We start from the raw sequence: 18,322 nt of genomic DNA on the forward strand, positions 1-18,322 counted from the left end.
CTCAGCCAGGGTTACTCCCCTGAGAAATTACCAACGAAAACGCAAACAAGGTGGTTTCTCGATAACAAACTGCAAGAGAAACAATTTTAGGTGTCTCTCTTGGGACGATTTCTTTGGAGAAACTCTGGAATATCTAATCCAGGTGGTTGTAATGGTGCTTGTCTTTCGGGTTCAGTCCTCACATTAACGGAAGTTGGGGGTTTAACTGCTGGCTGAGTTTGATGCCTCGCTGCTGGGCGTGTTTGCTGAGCCGTTTGTGGCTGAGCTTCCCCACTAAACCCAGTGGCAATTACCGTAATCCTAACTTCCCCTTGCATTTCTTCATCAATCACCGCACCAAAGATGATGTTAGCGTTAGGATCAACAACGTCGTAGATAATTTCTGCTGCGGCATTAACTTCATGCAAGGTGAGGTCTCTACCACCCGTAATGTTGAATACTACGCCTCTAGCACCTCTGACAGAAGATTCTAGGAAAGGAGAAGAAATTGCGGTAGTAGCAGCTTCGGTAGCCCGTGATTTCCCAGACCCTTCACCGATGCCCATCAAAGCCGATCCCGCATCTGCCATGATTGCCCGGACATCAGCAAAGTCTACGTTGATTAATCCGGGGATGGTGATGATATCGGAGATCCCTTGTACACCTTGACGGAGGATGTTATCGGCTTCGCGAAAAGCGTCTTGCAGGGGAAGATTTTCGGGAATTACGTCGAGGATGCGATCGTTCGGGATAATAATCAACGTATCCACCCGACTTTGTAAAGCCGCTATTCCTTCTTCCGCTTTGTTATTGCGTTGCCGTCCCTCAAACTTAAAAGGACGAGTTACTACACCTACTGTCAAGGCACCTGCTTCTTTCGCTACATCAGCTACGACTGCGGCTGCACCCGTACCTGTACCACCGCCCATGCCAGCAGTGATAAACACTAAATCTGAGTTACCAATAGCATTAGCTATTTCATCACGAGATTCTTCTGCTGCCTTTTGTCCAACTGCGGGATTACCGCCTGCGCCTAAACCACGAGTTAATTTTGTTCCGATTTGCAAGCGTTGGGTGGCAGATGATAAAGCCAAGGCTTGAGCATCGGTGTTAATTGACCAAAATTCTATTCCTGAGAGATTGCTGGCGATCATGCGGTTGACGGCATTGCTGCCACCGCCACCAACACCAATCACTTTAATTTTGGCTACCCGACTGGGTACAATGTCGCCGCTGCGTGCTTCTTCAGGCATATCTTTGGGTTCGCGAACTTGACCAAACTGAAATCCAGTCATCATATAAGGATTACTGGCATCCATTCCTGGTGCCAAACCCTGTTGTCCCTCTGCTTGGGAAACTTTATTTGCGAGCCCCTGTCTATTATTAATAATCATTGGAATCAAAAAATAGTCCCTAAACAACTTTTCAATTCTAGGTAGCTCAAGTCAACTATAGGCTAAGGTGGTTGAAAAACCAATAAATAGTGACAAGCTGATTGATTATATAGCAAGTTTTGCTAACCTATAGCTTATCGCTGTCTGTCAAGCTTTAGTGTTCGTTTTGAGCGAATCTTCAGGATTTGAGCCGACTCTGAATCAAGTTGAGTTGTTGGATATTGTAATTGAACAGCGGGTGAATTGGGGTCACTCAAGTCAATGTAAGCTATTGGGTGTCCATCAACTTGGTTTGACAATTGGCGCATTTGGTCTAAAATTGCGAGTTGGTCGGCGAAGTGAGAACCATATATTCCCAGATGCACGGTGCCGATGTCGGTTTTCAAGATTACATTGGTGGGATTTTGCCAGTCAATTTCGGAAATTTTGACGGGGGAGCGACGCAATATTTGATAGAGTTGTGCCCAATGGGGTAAATATTGTTGGCGATCGCCGATAATTCGCAATGTGGGCAGAGGTATTGGTTGTCCGGCAGAGTTGGAGTTTTCTATTGGTATCCAAGTTCCTTTAGCATCAATTAATCCCACTGGTACTATTTGCGGTGGGGGAGGGGTGGTTGGTTCTAGTTGATTTGTTTGATTGGGATCGGCTGGATTTGTTGGGGATGATATGGCGGGAGTTGGGGGTACGCTGGGATTTACTGAAACTGCGGTTGCTACAGGTTCACGTTCCTCGACTTTGACCGTTAAACTCGGTGGAAATAGCTGGCGGCTGACTGATGCTTTGGCGATCAATGTTTGCTTTGTTTCTAGCTGTTGAGCTAATGTTTTCGGCTCAATTCGCAGTAATGACTGGGGATAGGACAAGGATAATAAAGAGCGAACTCCTTGGTCGGAAAGAATGTGATTGCCTTCGATGTTAATTTGTTCGGGTTGTTCGATCACCCAAACTGGTTGGGTGGCTACCCAGCTTAAACCACCTGCCAAACTAGTAATTGCTACAATGCGCCAAATTCCACAAACTAGTTGCTGTCTTCTTTGACGACGCAGAGTTTTTCGCCTTTGAGACAATTCTGCTGAACTAATCGATAAGATGTTGGTCATGCTGATACCTTAAATGCCTAAAGTAAAGCGGCTAATTAATTTTCTGTTTTTGAGTTTTAGCGGGTAAATGCTCTGGGGGTGTTTTTGATTTTAGGTGGAATAGGGTGGGGAAATCCCAAAAATTTGCTTTGTTTAGGTGATATTGATAGGGATCGATCGCTATTCATGCTCTCCCTAATATCCGGGTTTAGGGCAAAGTGTACAAGTTGTTTGTTCCTGATTTGGAGTTTTCCACCAAAAATCTTAATTCCTCACTACTCAGTTCAATCCCTCAAGAGTTGTTTAAATAACAGAAGTATTACTTAATTATTTCGTCATCTACCTGTTGATTGATTTTCTATAAGTTTGGTAATTGGGGATTTTCGATCGTCAGCGATCTTCAGCTAAAATCACTTTGATTGTAAGTTTACTAAATTTCCGGGAGACTAAGACCAAAATGCTCGACTTGCTACTGATGACTGCTTTGGGTTTTTTGGGAAGTTTTGGTCATTGTATTGGAATGTGTGGCCCTTTGAGTGTGGCTTTTTCCTTTTCCCAGAAGCCAAAGCCTGGTGCGAGTTGGCGACAACAGTTATTTTTTCATATTTTGCTCAATTTAGGGCGAATTCTCAGCTATGCCTTGGTGGGTGCGGCTATTGGGGCGTTTGGTTCGGTGTTGATTGCTAGCGGACAGATGGCGGGGATCGATAGTGTGTTGCGGCGATCGATCGCTATTTTGACGGGGATCATGTTGATTTGGTTTGGTTTGGCGCAGGTAAAGCCGGATTTCCTGCCTCCGATCCCGATTTTTCATCCTTTGACTCAGGGGAAGTTGCACGATCGCTTAAGTAAAATTATGCTAAATCTCTCATTCCAAAATCAATGGTGGACTCCGGGAATTTTGGGGATGGTTTGGGGTTTTATTCCCTGCGGTTTTCTTTATGCGGCTCAAATTAAGGCAGCGGAAACTGGTAATCTTTGGGTTGGTGCGGCGACGATGTTGGCTTTTGGGTTGGGAACTTTGCCGATGATGTTGGGGGTGGGGGTTTCGATTTCTGGTGTGAGTGCGAGTCGGCGCAGTCAGTTGTTCCGTATGGGTGGCTGGATTACGATCGCGATCGGTGTTTTAACTTTATTACGCACTGGTGATACTATGGTAGACTTCACCAGTCATGGCGCTTTATTATTTTTAATGTTGGCTTTAATTGCCCGTCCAGTTAGCAGAATTTGGCCTCATCCTTTGCGATATCGCAGGGCTTTGGGTGTGGGTGCTTTTGTGTTAGCTTTGGCTCATGTTTCTCATATTTTAGATCATACTTTGAGTTGGAATGTAAATGCGGTTTCGTTCATGTTGCCTTTGCATCAATTAGGTATAGTGACGGGCATTGTAGCGTTAATATTAATGATTCCGGCAACGGTGACGAGTTTCGATCGCTTTCAGAAAAACTTAGGCAATCGTTGGCGACAAATTCATTTATTAGCTGTGCCAGCGTTTCTGTTGTGTGCGATTCACGCTGTAGTGATTGGTTCTCATTATTTAGGTAATTTGCAATGGAATTGGGAAAATAAGTTAAGAACGGCAATTTTAATAGTAGTTACTGTTTGTGTGTTGTTAGTGCGATCGCGTCAATTTTGGTCAATTTTATCTTTAGAAAAATTCTATGCTGCACCACTCAAGTCTGAATAAAAGTTTGGCGACTATACTATTTCTAGGATTAGCAATTACTCCTGTTTACGCACATAATGTACAAGTTGCCGCAGATGTGGGCGGAACTTTACACATTGAACCAAATGATAATCCCAAAGCAGGTGAATCTACTCAAATTTGGATAGCATTAACTCGTCAAGGTGGAAAACTAATTCCGCTCAAAGATTGTAACTGCCAAATGGCAGTTTACACAAAACCGCGTCTTAAAGGTTCTCTTCCTCTGCTGAAACCTGCTTTAAAACCTATCTCAAATTCTCAATATCAAGGCATTCCCGGTGCTGATCTAGTGTTTCCTAAAGTGGGAAATTACGAAATAGAAATCAGCGGTACTCCTAAAGCAAACGCTAATTTTAAACCCTTTAAATTAACTTTCCCAGTTACTGTTGCTGCTGGTAGAACTGCGGCAGCACCAACAGCTAGCCCCAAAGCGATAAATTCGCCTAGTCAAAACCTGCAAAGAAATACCTTACAAACAAATAAGAATGCTGAATTAAATTCCCAGACAAAACCAAGAATTAATCCAGCATTACCTTTGATTATTACTGGCGCAAGTCTCACCGGAGTTGGAGTACTTGGGGCAGTTTTGCAAAAGAAAAAATAGGCAGAAGGGCTGGGAGGCTGGGGAAAATTTCCCCTTTGCCTCCTAGCCCTTACTTGGAACAGTGAAGTGTTCACAACGAACAGTGCTAAATTTCAGAACCACCCGCTGGTTCTGTTCCCATTGGTAAAACTGCACCACGCAGAAAATCAATTTGTTCTTGAAAACCTAAGCCTTCAATTTTGGCTAATAAATCTTTTCCTGCTTGGGGAAGTTCATAGTTTGGAGGCATGGGGATAATGGTAGCGTTCTCCATTCCTTGCGCTAAGAAATACCAAAAAGCTAACTTTGTTTCGGGACTCAAAGAACCATATTCCCGGCTAATTTGAGTGTTAGTTTTTGTAGCAATATCCCGCATTACTTGCAATTGTTCCTGATGGGGAAGTGCTTTAACTTGGTTGAATAAACCTTGAGCAATTTCCGATCCTGAAGCCCCTGGTGCAGCTGGTGTAATTGATTTTCCTAGCTTGGTGTAAACAACCCAAAGTAAGCCTAGTTGGTCGTCTACATTCAATTTTTTTAGTGCTTCTTTACCTTGGTCGTAGGCGCTGATATCACTGACTGTCATGGGTGTTTTGCTGAATTGTTAACGAACATTTACATTTTGAAACAAACAGCTAAATTAAAACCCCTACAAAAGGACAGAGACTTCGTAGGGGATCAAAAAAAAGCAAACCTTTCTCAAGACAGATGAAGTTATTAAACGGCGATTTTTTGCAGTTCAGCAGTAATTTCTGTAGTTTCTAAATCCCGCCCAATTAGGACTAATTTGGTTTGTCTTGGTTCGGTTTTTTGCCAAGGTCGGTCGTAAAAGTATTCTAAGCGATCGCCAACTCCCTGCAATACTAAACGCATGGGTTTGTTCGGTACGGAAACAAATCCTTTAATGCGGTAAATCTCTAATTTTTGCACTAGGTTTTGTAATTTGTCTACTAATGTTTGGGGTTGGAAGTTGCCTTCTAAGACAAAGTGAACTGAGTTAATATTGTCGTCGTGTTCGTGTTCTTCTTCTGTGTCATGATGGCTAGGACGAGTTTCTAAATTATCTTCAACTGCGGCATTAAAACCTAACAATAATTCCGAATTAATTTCGCCTTGTTTACAAGGAACTAATTTGACAGCAGAACGTAATTGTTGTTTTAACCATTTTTCAACTTGAGTTTGAGTTTGGTTGTCTATTTGGTCAACTTTACTCAGCAATACTAAGTCAGCACAAGCTAATTGGTCTTCAAATAATTCTTCGATCGGTGTTTCATGATCTAAATTGGGATCGGCTTGTCTTTGAGCATTTAAAGCGTTGAGATCGCCGACTAAATTTCCTGAAGCTAGGGCTTCGCAGTCTACTACTGTAACTACACCATCGACGGTGGCACCTGTACGAATTTCCGGCCAACGAAATGCTTGAATTAATGGTTTAGGTAAGGCTAATCCTGATGTTTCAATTAAGATACAATCTAAGTTTTCCCGACGTTTTAATAATTCTTGCATTGTGGGCAAAAATTCTTCTTGAACGGTGCAACAAAGACAACCGTTGGTAAGTTCGACAATGTTGTTATTTGCGTCTTCTTCTTCACAAACTTGGCAGGAACGGAGTAATTCTCCATCTATTCCTAATTCGCCAAATTCATTGACGATAACGGCAATTTTTCGACCTTGATTATTTTGTAATAAATGGCGAATTAAAGTGGTTTTGCCACTGCCGAGAAATCCGGTAATAACTGTAACGGGGATTTTGTGCATTTTGGGTTATTGGTTATTGGTCATCGGTCATCGGTCATTAGTTCTTGGTGAAGAACTACTCATTGATATTACAACTAACCATTAACAAATGACTAATGACTAATGACTCATGACTACTAACTAATTAAGGAATTAGTAAGGAAAACTACGCCAATGGCGGATATGGCAAAGCCTGCTAGTCGTAGGGGTGAAACGGTTAAGTTGGTGAATTTTTGAGTTAGGAGGTTTCCAGTTGCTAGGGCGGTGAGGGCGATCGCATATTGAATGATGCTAAACCCCAAAAGATAAGCAAATAATGGTGTCATTTCTGCGCCGACAATTGATTCTCCGTAAGCGTATCCGTGAAATAATCCAGCAACAGCAGCTAAGGCAATTAACCAAGTAAAATTTAGCTGTTTTTGGGCTACAAGCAGGATACCAAAAACTATCACTGAACAGGCAATAATGATTTCGTTTCCTGGTAAGTTAAGTTTCAGTAAATGTAGTCCGGTTCCTGCTAAAGAAGCGATAACAAAACCTGCGGGAATTAATGCGCCTCTTGATAATCCAACTGCTAAAAATCCGATCGCAACGATGAAAGCAAAATGGTCTAAGCCAATAATTGGATGTGCTAAACCTGAAATAAAACCTTCAAAGAAGTTAGCAGGCATTCTACCGCCCATTGCGTGGTGCGCCATTGCTTTTTGGGCAACGCTAAAAAATCCAATTACCACTAAACTAAGGGTGGAAATAATGCTAAGTTGTGGAGGGAATTTTTGCTGACGCGGAAAGAGGGGAGTTGAAGGGGTGGAAGATTTACAAAGTGAAAGGGAATTTTTGGACATAATTTTTTCCTCGCAAGAGCGATCGCACAATCACTGTCGATGGGTATTCTGATTACAGTGTCTACCTGCCGACAGCACCGAATGAGCTTCGGTATTTTACCGCACTGTTACTTCTTTGGGAAAGTGTCGAGGACATTTTTATTAATATAATGTTGCAAATAGTTTTTTCAGGGTCATCTGATGTGGAACTATTATGATTGATTTAGCTTCAATATATTTGTAGATTGAAAAAATGAGGAATCCTATCAATTTGTTTCGATCGTCTAGGGCGGCATTAGCTTTATTGTTAATAGCAGGTATTTTACTAGCCATTTCGTTTCCGATTTTTGCTGGGGGTCCACCCAGGCGAAGTCAACAACAAATCAGTCAAGAACGTTATTTGGAATGTACCGAGGTTAGTGGCGATGTGACTTATTACAAAAATGGATTTCTCAAACAAGTCCAACGTCAAGCAAAAGTTGGCGATCGCATTTCTCGTCCAGGTGAGGGAATTAGAACTGGGGTTAATTCTAGTGCCAATTTAGCAACTGATAATGGTATTGCGAATAGTAGGATGTCGCAAAATTCTAATGTTTCAATTAAAAATTTGGGTAGGCAATCTAATGGTGCTACTACTACAGAATTAAGGATGAATCAAGGGCAACTTCGCTCAAAAGTTCGCTCTTTTACAAATCCTCAGTCTAATTTTAAAATTCAAACACCTACTGGAGTTGCTGGTGTAAGAGGGACGGATTTTATAGTCATAGTTAAGCCAAATGGCGAAACACAAGTTATCACAGTTGAAGGGTTAGTTGCGGTCAGTGGAGGTACTGGCAATCAGCAAGTTACGGAAGTAGTAGGGGCGGGAAATTATACGATCGTCAAGCCAGGAAATCCACCGACAAAGCCTACTCCATTTAATGGCGATGCTAGAGTTAGTTTAGAAGTTTTACCAGCCCCGGAAACTGGAAAAGTTCGGGTAAGTGGTGTAGTAAATCCAATCAATTCAGTTTTTCTCGAAGGTCAGAGTTTGCCAATTAGTCCTACGGGTGAATTTGAAACTGTTGTTTCTTTTCCTCCACAAGGAATTCTCAAGTTACTGGTGCGTACTCCTTTAGGTGACGAACAAGTTTATGAATTGAAATTTCCACAATAGAAAATGCAAAATTAACTAATCATATTTTGCATAAAATTGTCAGGGTTGCATTGAAATTGCCCATTTAAGATGTTTAATCGCCAAAGATTATTAATTTAGCGATTAAACATCTTAAATTTCAAATAATCATAATTTACCAGCAATTTCAACGTAGTAAAATTTATGGTAGCTAAAAATTTTATTGGTGGACTGCGCCGTTACTTTTGCAATAGTTCGCCCTGGCTTACTGGTGCAGCAGCAACAATTTTATCTTTGGGAATGTGGCATTTAAATATTTGGCTACCTCTGGAAAGAGTAGGTTACAAATTGCTATTTCAAGTCCGCGAGACGGGAGTTTTACCTAAACAGCAATGGGATAAAAGAATTGTTGTAATTGCGATCGATGAAAAGAGTGTGCAGAAATACGGTCAATTTCCTTGGCAACGCGATCGCTATGTTCCCTTATTAAATTATTTACAAAAAGCCCGTCCAGCAGCGATTGGATTTGATATTAAATTTGTCGATCGTAGTGAGAAAGATGCTGAATTTGCGAAAGCGATCGAGCAAAGTGGTAATGTAGTATTAGCTAGAGCATGGGATGATCTAGGAAACCCTTTAATACCTGTACAAAAATTAAGTGAAGCTGCAAGTAATCAAGGACATATTTCTCGTCAAGTTGATGGGGATGGTATTACTCGTCAAGTACCAATTTGGATAAATAGCGCCGAATTTTCTCTTCCTAGTTTGGGTTTGGCGATGATTGAAGTGTACAATTTAAATCAGACAAAAGAACCAATTTCTCTGCCACAGCCCAGTAAATATGAACCTTTACAAAATATCTGGTTAAATTGGCCGGGAAAAGTCATTTCTTTAGCCAATAATTCCCAGCAATCATCTCCGATAACCTATTCTTTTGTAGATGTAGCTGAAGGTAAAATACCTAGTAATCAATTTACAAATAAATTTGTGCTAATTGGTTTTACTGCCATAGGTTTAACCGATCCATTGCGAACGCCTTACAATACAGAACCGCCTACATCTGGAGTTTACTTTCATGCTGCTGTAATTGATAATTTAGTCAAGAAAAGTTGGTTACAAACTTTACCGGATATACAGGTATTTGGGTTATTAATCTTGTTACCATTTGGTGCTAGTTGCCTATTTTTCGGCAGCGATCTAAAGACGCGGATAGTTCTAATTTTTATTTTACCGATCGCTTGGTTTGCGATCGCTACTGTAGTTTTTGTTTTTTGTCAATTGTGGATACCGATCGCCGCCCCAATTGGCACAGTATTAATAGCAGCAGTTGGTTTACAATTGCGAGAACAGTATGAAAAACAACAATTAATGAACTTATTTGCCAAGCACGTTTCCCCAGAAACAGCAGCATTAATTTGGCAGCGCAAAGAAGAAATAATCGAAGATGGAAAACTGCAAGCGCAAGAATTAATCGCTACTGTATTATTTATGGATATTCGAGGATTTACTACTATTTCAGAAACCCTGAAGCCGCGAGAATTGCTCAATTGGCTGAATGAATATTTGGATGCGATGACTGATTGTATTATGGATAATGGTGGAGTCGTAGATAAATATATTGGAGATGCAATTATGGCGGTTTTTGGTGTACCTTTTCCTAACGCAAAACCAGAGGGAATTCGCCAAGATGCGCTAAATGCGATCGCAGCTTCTCTTGCCATGCACAAACGATTAAGACAACTAAATAAACGGTTAAAATCCCAAGGTAAACCTGTAATTAAATTTGGCATTGGTATTCATACCGGAATGCTAATTGCTGGGAGTGTGGGAGGAACAAGACGCTTGAATTATTCCGTAGTTGGAGATACGGTTAACGTAGCATCTCGATTAGAATCAATGAATAAAGAGTTAACTGCTGATAAACCATTCAAAATATTATTAACCGATGAAACTTTCAGTTATGTTAGCGATCGCTACCGAGGAGAACAAGTAAAAACAATCCAACTCCGAGGTAGACAACAAGAAACAATGATTTACACTATTCTAGGTAAAAAGAAACGTTCGTTGTAAGGACTTTAGTCCTAGAAAGCACTAAAGTGCTTACAACAAACTTAAATACTTTCATTAAGATACACTATCATTTGTTGTACGGTAATTCCTAAAGGTTGCCAATTAGGATTTGATGAAGAGAAAGTAGAATCTCCCATAACTGCTTGATATTGGCGGGGATGTTTCTTCGCTGCATCAGGTGAAGCTGCTACCTGCAAGATTAATTTGCCTTTGTAATTTGCTAATTTAGTATTTTCTAGCAAAATTGTACCGCTATAATCCCAAGCGAGTCCGTAAAGTTTAAACTCACCTAATTGTTTTCTTAATTCCGCAAGGGAAGTACTGACACCAATGCCTTCAGGCGTTTTCCAAGCAGAACCAAAATCCCGAATAGTAGCAGGTTGAGTACGTTTTTCATCTGCCCAAACTACTGTAAATGAACGTTGTTGTCCCAGGTTAACGCGAGTAGCAGCAAATTCTCCGATTCCTTCAGGGCCAAAAATCTTTTTGTCTTGCAAACGTGACGCGCCAAAAAGTTTAGCTAGTTCTTGACGGCTAGTATTTTTAGTAATTGGGCCAACTCTTTCACCGGGAATTACTAAGGTATCTTTTAATTGGCTAGTTTGGGCAATTGTAAATTGATTTATTGGGGTTCTCGCGGCTGCTAAATAATTGCTTGAATAACCTAACAGCAAGGTTAAACCGACAATGACAACTGGTTTCATAAGTTTGGATAAATAGATTTTAGTTATTAGATTCAGTATGAGCGATTTTGTTCCCTGTGATGTTCATTAAAGATAGCCTGCTGAGAAAAATTCGGATTTTTATCAGGTAATAGAACAGAAAGCTTAATAAATGATGCGATCGCCCGTGTTTAGGAAGTTCTAAAATAGGAAGCAGAAGATTTAAGATATAATAAATATGTTTTCTTTCATAGAGTGGGTACATTTTGCTGATATAAGTATTACCTTCTCTACTTTTATTATAGTTTTGTTGTTTCAGGTGAGTACTTATACAAAATGAAGCATAAATAATCTGGTCATCTTCTAATTCAAAAACTCGTTTGGCTAAAATTAGCAATTTGTTAAAAATGTTAATTTTCTCAGTTTTTTGCACTTCTTTCAAAAATTTATAAAACATTCCGTAATGACGGGCTTCATCCTTCGACAAGCGATCGCAAATGTCACGTAAAAGGGGTTCTGAAGTGCGATCGCGAATCGCTGCATAATAAGCACTTGCTAAAGCTTCAATAACACAACGGGCGATTAATTCATTGGCAATAGAACCTCGAACAGAAACTCCGGTTTCTGAATGGTATTGCACAGTTTCTATATACTTTTTGTATAACTCTTCAAAATTGAAATCAGGATCTACTAGCTGACTCCATTTTTGCAAAGCTTGCCCATGTTGTCTTTCTTCTAAATTCCAAATATGGATCAGTTTATGCCACTCATTTTTACTAGAAAACACTGAAAGCAAGTAGGAAGAGTAAAGGTCTGCACGGGACTCAATTAAACAAGTTGCTTTAATCACATCAACTAAGTCACTAGAAACTTGTTCCCTGTTAAAAAGGGTTAAATTAAGCTCTTGAATATCCCACTTTTTTAAAGAATCTAGGTTAGTATTCTCAAATGTACACTCTTTAAATTCTTGCATACTCGCCCTCCCTAAAATAAATAATTTATTTTATGATTTTAAGTCAAAGAAAATGTTTAGATTTTCTTTGACTTAAAACTTTACTAAAGCACATTAAAAAATCATTCTTTGGGAGCTATTTCGCTAACAACTTCATAAAAATCAGTTTGGGGTGTAATAGCAAACAAAGGCGACATTTGTTTCAAAATCTCCTGATAAGCTTCCGACTGATTTTCAGCCATATCTTGTTCGCTTTCCCAAAAAATTATCGCAATACCTTTATCAGTATTGGGAATTTGTAACAGATATGCACCTTGGAAACCATGATGGTATGTAGAGATTGCTTTTTCATAAAGTTGTTTAGCTTCTTCAAATTTACCAGGTTTGAATTCTCCGAAAGCTACATAAGCAAACTTATGTCGCAAAAAGTCTAGAAATTCTGACATAATCTACTCCTCTTTTTGTCAAGTGGTCATGCACAAGGTTTAAGTTTAACTTACAAGTGTAATTTGGTGAAGTGCTGGCTGTTGAGAAATTGTTTTTTACCACAGATGTCCACAGATGAACACAGATGAACACAGATGTTTTTTTTGTCTGTTGGTGGCGAAAGTTTTTTTTAAAACGCAGATGAACCGCAGATAAACGCAGATGAACGCAGATGTTTTTTATATATTTTTTAATTTTTGCCCAAGTTTGGATGAAGATTAAAATTCAACTTTTTTCTCTGTTCTGTTTTATATAGGAAATTCCCAGGTTTTTTAAATTACCTGGGAATTTAACGAAATCATAAATATTATGAAAGAGAAATAGCAGGTTTGTAAGTTTGAACTGCTCGCATATATTGGGCGCGTTCAAAGGCTGATTCGTCTGGACAATTGATTTGACTCATGCTACCAATCATTTGTTGAACTGATTCGTATTCATGTTCTACCATCCAGTGTTTCATTTCATTTTCGATATCTCGAATATGGGCGATTCCATGACGCATTAGTACGGAACAAATTTGGGTAATTTTTGCTCCCGCCATCAGCATTTTGATCGCTTCTTGTCCTTTGTGAATCCCACCAGTTGCCGCAAATTCTGGGCGCACTCTTCCGTACAAAATGGCAATCCAACGCATCGGTAAACGCATGGCTTGGGGTGTACTTAAAAGTATGTTTGGACGCACTTCTAAGTCTTCAATATCAATGTCTGGTTGATAGAAACGGTTGAATAAAACTAGTCCATTTGCACCTGCTTCTTCCAAGCGTTTTGCCATGTATGCCATGTTGCTGAAGAAGGGACTTAATTTGACAGCAACGGGAATGTTTACGGTTGATGTAACAGCACGAACAATGTCAATATAATTTTGTTCAACTTGTGCGCCTGTCATGTTGAAATCAGTAGGCACATAATAGATGTTTAATTCTAGTGCGTCTGCGCCTGCTTGTTGAATTTGACTGGCAAAATCTACCCATCCACCAATAGTGCTACCGTTAAGGCTGGCGATAATGGGAATATCAACCATTTGTTTGGCTCGGTGGATATGATTTAGATATTCTTCTGTGCCAACATGGAAGATTTCTGGTTCGGGAAAATAGGTGAGTGCTTCGGCAAAAGATTCGGAATGATATGTTAGATGATGGTCTAATTCTTGGCGTTCTTGCCGAATTTGTTCTTCAAACAAAGAATGCAAAACTACTGCACCTGCACCCGCATCTTCCATTTTTTTAATGTTGTCTACATTCTCGGTGAGGGGTGCTGCGGCTGAAGGTACAATAGGCGATCGCAACGTTAATCCCAAATAATTAGTAGTTAAATCCATTCTTGTTTCTCCTAATAAAATCAGGCAACCTTTCGGAACTGAAAGTTAAAGACTGGGGATGACAGGCAAGATGCCTGTCCTACGGGTTCCCCTGCCTTCTAATTAACTCTTTAACGCTTCGGGTTTTCCGCCTGTTGTTTCTTCGCCTTTGTCGGAACTTTCACCAGTTTTGCCACGATCTTTATGACCATTACCATTAGTATGCAATTGGCGGGCGGCTAAATATTGGTACATTTCCCAACGAGAATTTACGTCTTGTTGTGCTTCTTGAAGTAGCCGTTTTGCTTGTTCCGGTTTACTAGCTGTGAGCATCTTAAACCGGGTTTCAGCATACATATATTGCTCGATCGGAAGTTTCGGCGATCGACTGTCTAATTGCAGGGGATTTTCACCTTTAATTGCTCGTTCTGGATTGTAACGATACAACAGTTTGGCACCAGATTCTACTGCGGCTTTTTGTTGCTGCATTCCTGTGGTCATATTAATACCATGAGCGATGCAGTGAGAGTAAGCAATAATTAATGATGGGCCGTCGTAAGCTTCTGCTTCTAAGAAGGCTTTCAATGTATGTTCATCTCTTGCACCCATTGCTACGTTAGCAACGTAAACATTGCCGTAAGTCATAGCAATTAAGCCCAGGTCTTTCTTAGCAGCAGGTTTTCCAGCAGCGGCGAATTTTGCTACTGCACCTCGCGGGGTTGCTTTGGACATTTGTCCACCAGTATTTGAGTAAACTTCGGTGTCCAAAACTAGGATATTAACGTTACGTCCGCTAGCAATTACATGGTCTAATCCGCCGTAACCAATATCATACGCCCAACCGTCTCCACCGATGATCCAAACGCTCTTTTTGACGAGATAATCTGCTAGGACTTTTAGTTGTTTTGCTTTGGATTTAACGCTGTTGTCTGATGCAGAATTAACTATTTCGTCTAAGCGTTGTTTTAGGGCGGCAACTTTTTCTCGTTGTTCCCAAATGTCGGCTTCGTTCTTTTGTTCGTTGTTGAGGATTTCGGTTGCTAAAGTTTCGCCAATTTCGCTGGCTAATTTCTTCAGTAATTCGACGGCAAATTCGGTTTGTTTGTCGATCGATACTCGGAAACCTAAACCAAATTCGGCGTTGTCTTCAAACAAGGAATTCGACCAAGCAGGGCCACGTCCATCGGCATTGTGTGTCCAAGGTGTTGTGGGTAAGTTACCACCATAAATTGAGGAACAACCTGTGGCGTTGGCAACAATCATGCGATCGCCAAATAACTGACTGACTAATTTCAAGTAAGGTGTTTCTCCACAACCGCCGCAAGCACCTGAGAATTCAAACAAAGGTTCTTGCATTTGTTGTTGATTAATCTTGTTTAACTTCAATTCCCGACGGTCAGGATTTGGCAAACTTAAGAAGTAATCCCAATTCACTCTTTCTGGTTCTCTTAATGGCAATTGTTCTGCCATATTAATTGCTTTCAGTTTCGGTTGGGATTTATTTTTCGCTGGGCAAACATCCACACAAACACCGCAACCTGTACAATCTTCTGGTGCTACTTGAATGGTGAATTTTAAGCCTTTCCAATCGTGGTCTTTGGCGTTGGTGCTCTTGAAGGTTTCCGGTGCGTTTTCTAGTTCGCTTGGTTCGTAAACTTTGCTGCGAATTACGCTGTGTGGACATACCATCACGCACTTACCACATTGCACGCAAACATCGGGGTCCCAAACGGGAATTTCTTGACAAATGTTGCGTTTTTCCCATTTTGATGTTCCGGTGGGATAAGTACCATCAATTGGCATGGCGCTAACCGGAAGTTCATCGCCTTTCTTAGCAATTATTTGGCCTAAAACTTCGCGGACAAATGCGGGTGCAGTGTCGGGTACTGCTGGACGGATAACTATTTCACTATCTATTCGATCGGGAACTTTAACTTCAAATAAATTGTCCAGGCTATTGTCGATCGCTTTCATGTTTTTCTCGACAATTTCTGGCCCTTTTTTACCGTAAGTTTTTTTAACGGATTTTTTGATTTGGGCGATCGCTTCTTCTCTGGGTAAAACTCCCGAAAGGGCAAAGAAGCACACTTGCATTACTGTATTAATCCGTCCTGCCATGCCGCTTTCTCTGGCAACTTTGTTGGCATCGGAAACAAATACTTTCAGTTTTTTATTGATGATGGTTTTTTGGACCGATCGAGGTAATTTACTCCAAACTTCTTCCGGGCCAAAAGGACTATTTAACAGGAATGTTGCCCCAGGTTTGGCAATATGCAACATTTCAAACTGTTCTAAAAATCCCCATTGGTGACAAGCTACAAAATTCGCTTGACTGATTAGATAAATTGAGCGAATTGGATTCGGCCCAAAGCGCAAGTGAGATACTGTTACCGATCCAGATTTCTTCGAGTCGTAAACGAAATAACCTTGGGCGTAGTTGTCAGTTTCTTCGCCAATAATTTTGATTGAATTCTTGTTCGCGCCAACGGTTCCATCAGCACCTAAACCATAGAATACTGCCCGAACTACACTATCTGGTTCGATGTTGAAAAATGGATCGTATTCTAAACTGGTGTGAGTAACGTCGTCGTTAATTCCCACTGTAAAATGATTCTTTGGTTCGGCAACAGCGAGATTATCATACACAGCTTTAATCATCGCTGGTGTGAATTCTTTGGATGATAAACCGTAGCGTCCACCTACTACTTTAATGCCTGTCCGATTTTCTTCAGCTAAGGCAGTAATTACATCTAAATAGAGAGGATCGCCACCTGCGCCCGGTTCTTTGCAACGGTCTAAAACTGCGATCGATTTAACGGTTTCTGGTAATGCTGCTACTAAGCGTTTGGCATCAAACGGGCGATACAATCTAACTTTTAATACCCCAACTTTTTCGCCTAAATTGTTGAGATAATCGGCGGTTTCATGGGCAGCATCGCAACCAGAACCCATTAAAATAATCACTCTTTCTGCTGTGGGATCGCCGTGATATTCATACAGTTGATATTGCCGTCCAGTTAGTTTGGCAAAATCATTCATTACCTTTTCGGTAATGTCTACACAAGCTGTATAAAATGGATTAACTGTTTCCCTGGCTTGGAAGTAAACGTCGGGGTTTTGAGCAGTTCCTCTTAATACTGGACGATCGGGAGTTAATGCTCTTTCACGATGAGCAAATACTAACTCATCGGGAACTAGCGATCGCAGATCATCTTCAGTCAACAATTCCAATTTTTGTACTTCGTGAGAAGTGCGGAATCCATCAAAGAAATGTACAAAAGGAATCCGCGATTCTAAACTAGCTGCTGTGGAAATTAAAGCGAAATCATGCGCTTCTTGCACTGATGCCGAACATAACATCGCAAATCCAGTTGCACGCGCTGACATCACATCGCTATGATCGCCAAAAATAGAAAGTCCTTGAGCAGCTAAACTACGGGCAGCAATATGAAATACTGTAGGTGTTAATTCCCCAGCAATTTTATACATATTCGGGATCATTAATAATAATCCCTGAGATGCGGTGAATGTTGTTGTTAATGAGCCTGTTTGTAATGCCCCGTGAACTGCACCAGCAACGCCACCTTCGCTTTGCATTTCTACTACTGATGGCAGTGTTCCCCAGATGTTGGGTTTATTTTCTGATGTCCACGCATCCGCCCATTCTGCCATCGGTGAAGATGGTGTAATCGGATAAATGGCAATTACTTCATTTAAACGGTAAGCAACATAAGCTACTGCTTCGTTACCGTCGATCGTTGCAATTGTTCTTGTAGTCATTATCTCAAACCTTTGTTAGCCATTAGGTTTTGCTTGTCATTTTTTACAGAATTCCGTTGGTATTTTGTCTGTGTCCAAATTCTGTAAGCCTTGTTTATCTTTGGCTGAAATCACCCATATTGTTTGGTCATCACACTATTGAAACAGGTGATTATTAAGCCTTATTTAAACAACGTTGCAGTTGCCTTTTTTATTGATAAACCTGGTACGAAATCAACCCAATCGTTTACTCATAAGCATTATCGGAGAATTTTTTCTCAGGGTAGCTCCCTTATTGCTCCTTCTTTTATCATCTAACCAAAGATGGATTATGGGGATAACTTTTTAGTATTTTTTAACGCTACATCAACATTTGGTAACAATTTATAATATTCAGTTAAATAATTGTAATTTTTGTCCCGATCGTCAACTGGTTCTTTTTCATCACATTACTACAGCTAACTCTGCCAGTTTTTGTTAGTAACTAGTTATCATTAATACTCATAATTTTTCCGTAAAATACTAAGCCCAGTTCTTGTTAGTCCTGATTTTAATTTCTTTTCAATGCTGCCATAATCTATTCCAAAAAAAATTCCATCATTAAGAGGAATAGATTTATACCAGAAAAGATGGGAGAAGCAAAGTTGTGTACCATTTGATAATAGGTAATAACTCAAG

14 protein-coding genes are annotated in these 18,322 nt (G+C 40.4%); 4 read left to right on the forward strand and 10 right to left on the reverse strand.

Annotated elements, in window-relative coordinates; genetic code table 11:
* Positions 1–86: 86 nt before the first annotated feature.
* Together ftsZ and IQ264_RS06240 are read right to left on the reverse strand one after the other, a co-directional pair.
* Positions 87–1,373: a cell division protein FtsZ gene (gene ftsZ / locus IQ264_RS06235; RefSeq protein ID WP_193979641.1), complete on the reverse strand. Its 1,287-nt coding sequence runs from the start codon at positions 1,371–1,373 to the stop codon at positions 87–89.
* Positions 1,374–1,507: 134 nt separating this feature from the next.
* Positions 1,508–2,476: a cell division protein FtsQ/DivIB gene (locus IQ264_RS06240; RefSeq protein WP_193979643.1), complete on the reverse strand. Its 969-nt coding sequence runs from the start codon at positions 2,474–2,476 to the stop codon at positions 1,508–1,510.
* A gap of 436 nt (positions 2,477–2,912) precedes the next feature.
* Between IQ264_RS06240 and IQ264_RS06245 the strand changes: the two genes are divergently transcribed.
* Positions 2,913–4,142, forward strand: coding sequence for a sulfite exporter TauE/SafE family protein (locus IQ264_RS06245; protein ID WP_193979645.1), 1,230 nt, complete (start codon positions 2,913–2,915; stop codon positions 4,140–4,142).
* Positions 4,117–4,764: a hypothetical protein gene (locus tag IQ264_RS06250; RefSeq protein ID WP_193979647.1), complete on the forward strand. Its 648-nt coding sequence runs from the start codon at positions 4,117–4,119 to the stop codon at positions 4,762–4,764. Before IQ264_RS06245 ends, IQ264_RS06250 begins: the two co-directional genes overlap by 26 nt.
* Positions 4,765–4,849: 85 nt before the next feature.
* On the opposite strand, the gene IQ264_RS06255 is transcribed toward IQ264_RS06250, so the two are convergent.
* From IQ264_RS06255 to IQ264_RS06265, 3 genes are all read right to left on the reverse strand, one after another.
* Complete coding sequence (locus tag IQ264_RS06255) at positions 4,850–5,329, reverse strand: orange carotenoid protein N-terminal domain-containing protein (protein WP_193979649.1); 480 nt, start codon at positions 5,327–5,329, stop codon at positions 4,850–4,852.
* Between the two features lie 131 nt (positions 5,330–5,460).
* The gene (gene cobW / locus IQ264_RS06260; protein WP_193979651.1) at positions 5,461–6,501 is read right to left on the reverse strand and encodes a cobalamin biosynthesis protein CobW; all 1,041 of its coding nucleotides are present in this window, start codon (positions 6,499–6,501) and stop codon (positions 5,461–5,463) included.
* 116 nt (positions 6,502–6,617) lie between these two features.
* Positions 6,618–7,325 carry a HupE/UreJ family protein gene (locus tag IQ264_RS06265; protein ID WP_193979653.1) on the reverse strand — a complete coding sequence of 236 codons (708 nt, stop codon included), beginning with the start codon at positions 7,323–7,325 and terminating at the stop codon, positions 6,618–6,620.
* Between the two features lie 232 nt (positions 7,326–7,557).
* Here IQ264_RS06265 and IQ264_RS06270 point away from each other — a divergent pair, with 232 nt between their 5' ends.
* Entirely contained in the window at positions 7,558–8,460 is a 903-nt protein-coding gene (locus tag IQ264_RS06270; RefSeq protein ID WP_193979655.1) for a FecR family protein, read from the forward strand.
* 162 nt (positions 8,461–8,622) lie between these two features.
* Entirely contained in the window at positions 8,623–10,488 is a 1,866-nt protein-coding gene (locus IQ264_RS06275) for a CHASE2 domain-containing protein (protein ID WP_193979657.1), read from the forward strand.
* 41 nt (positions 10,489–10,529) lie between these two features.
* Here IQ264_RS06275 and IQ264_RS06280 read toward each other — a convergent pair whose 3' ends face one another.
* The 5 genes from IQ264_RS06280 to nifJ form a co-directional block, all read right to left on the reverse strand.
* Complete coding sequence (locus IQ264_RS06280) at positions 10,530–11,192, reverse strand: hypothetical protein (protein ID WP_193979659.1); 663 nt, start codon at positions 11,190–11,192, stop codon at positions 10,530–10,532.
* 19 nt (positions 11,193–11,211) lie between these two features.
* The gene (locus IQ264_RS06285) at positions 11,212–12,123 is read right to left on the reverse strand and encodes an acyl-ACP desaturase (RefSeq protein WP_193979661.1); all 912 of its coding nucleotides are present in this window, start codon (positions 12,121–12,123) and stop codon (positions 11,212–11,214) included.
* 101 nt (positions 12,124–12,224) lie between these two features.
* Positions 12,225–12,548 (reverse strand): antibiotic biosynthesis monooxygenase family protein, encoded by a 324-nt coding sequence (locus IQ264_RS06290; protein ID WP_193979663.1) that lies wholly within the window; start codon positions 12,546–12,548, stop codon positions 12,225–12,227.
* Between the two features lie 347 nt (positions 12,549–12,895).
* Positions 12,896–13,906: a dihydroorotate dehydrogenase-like protein gene (locus IQ264_RS06295; protein ID WP_193979665.1), complete on the reverse strand. Its 1,011-nt coding sequence runs from the start codon at positions 13,904–13,906 to the stop codon at positions 12,896–12,898.
* A 102-nt stretch (positions 13,907–14,008) separates the two neighbouring features.
* Entirely contained in the window at positions 14,009–17,665 is a 3,657-nt protein-coding gene (gene nifJ, locus IQ264_RS06300) for a pyruvate:ferredoxin (flavodoxin) oxidoreductase (RefSeq protein WP_193979667.1), read from the reverse strand.
* Positions 17,666–18,322 lie beyond the last annotated feature (657 nt).

Origin of the sequence: [Phormidium] sp. LEGE 05292 (assembly GCF_015207735.1) — a bacterium.
In the GTDB taxonomy this organism is placed as follows: domain Bacteria; phylum Cyanobacteriota; class Cyanobacteriia; order Cyanobacteriales; family Aerosakkonemataceae; genus Floridanema.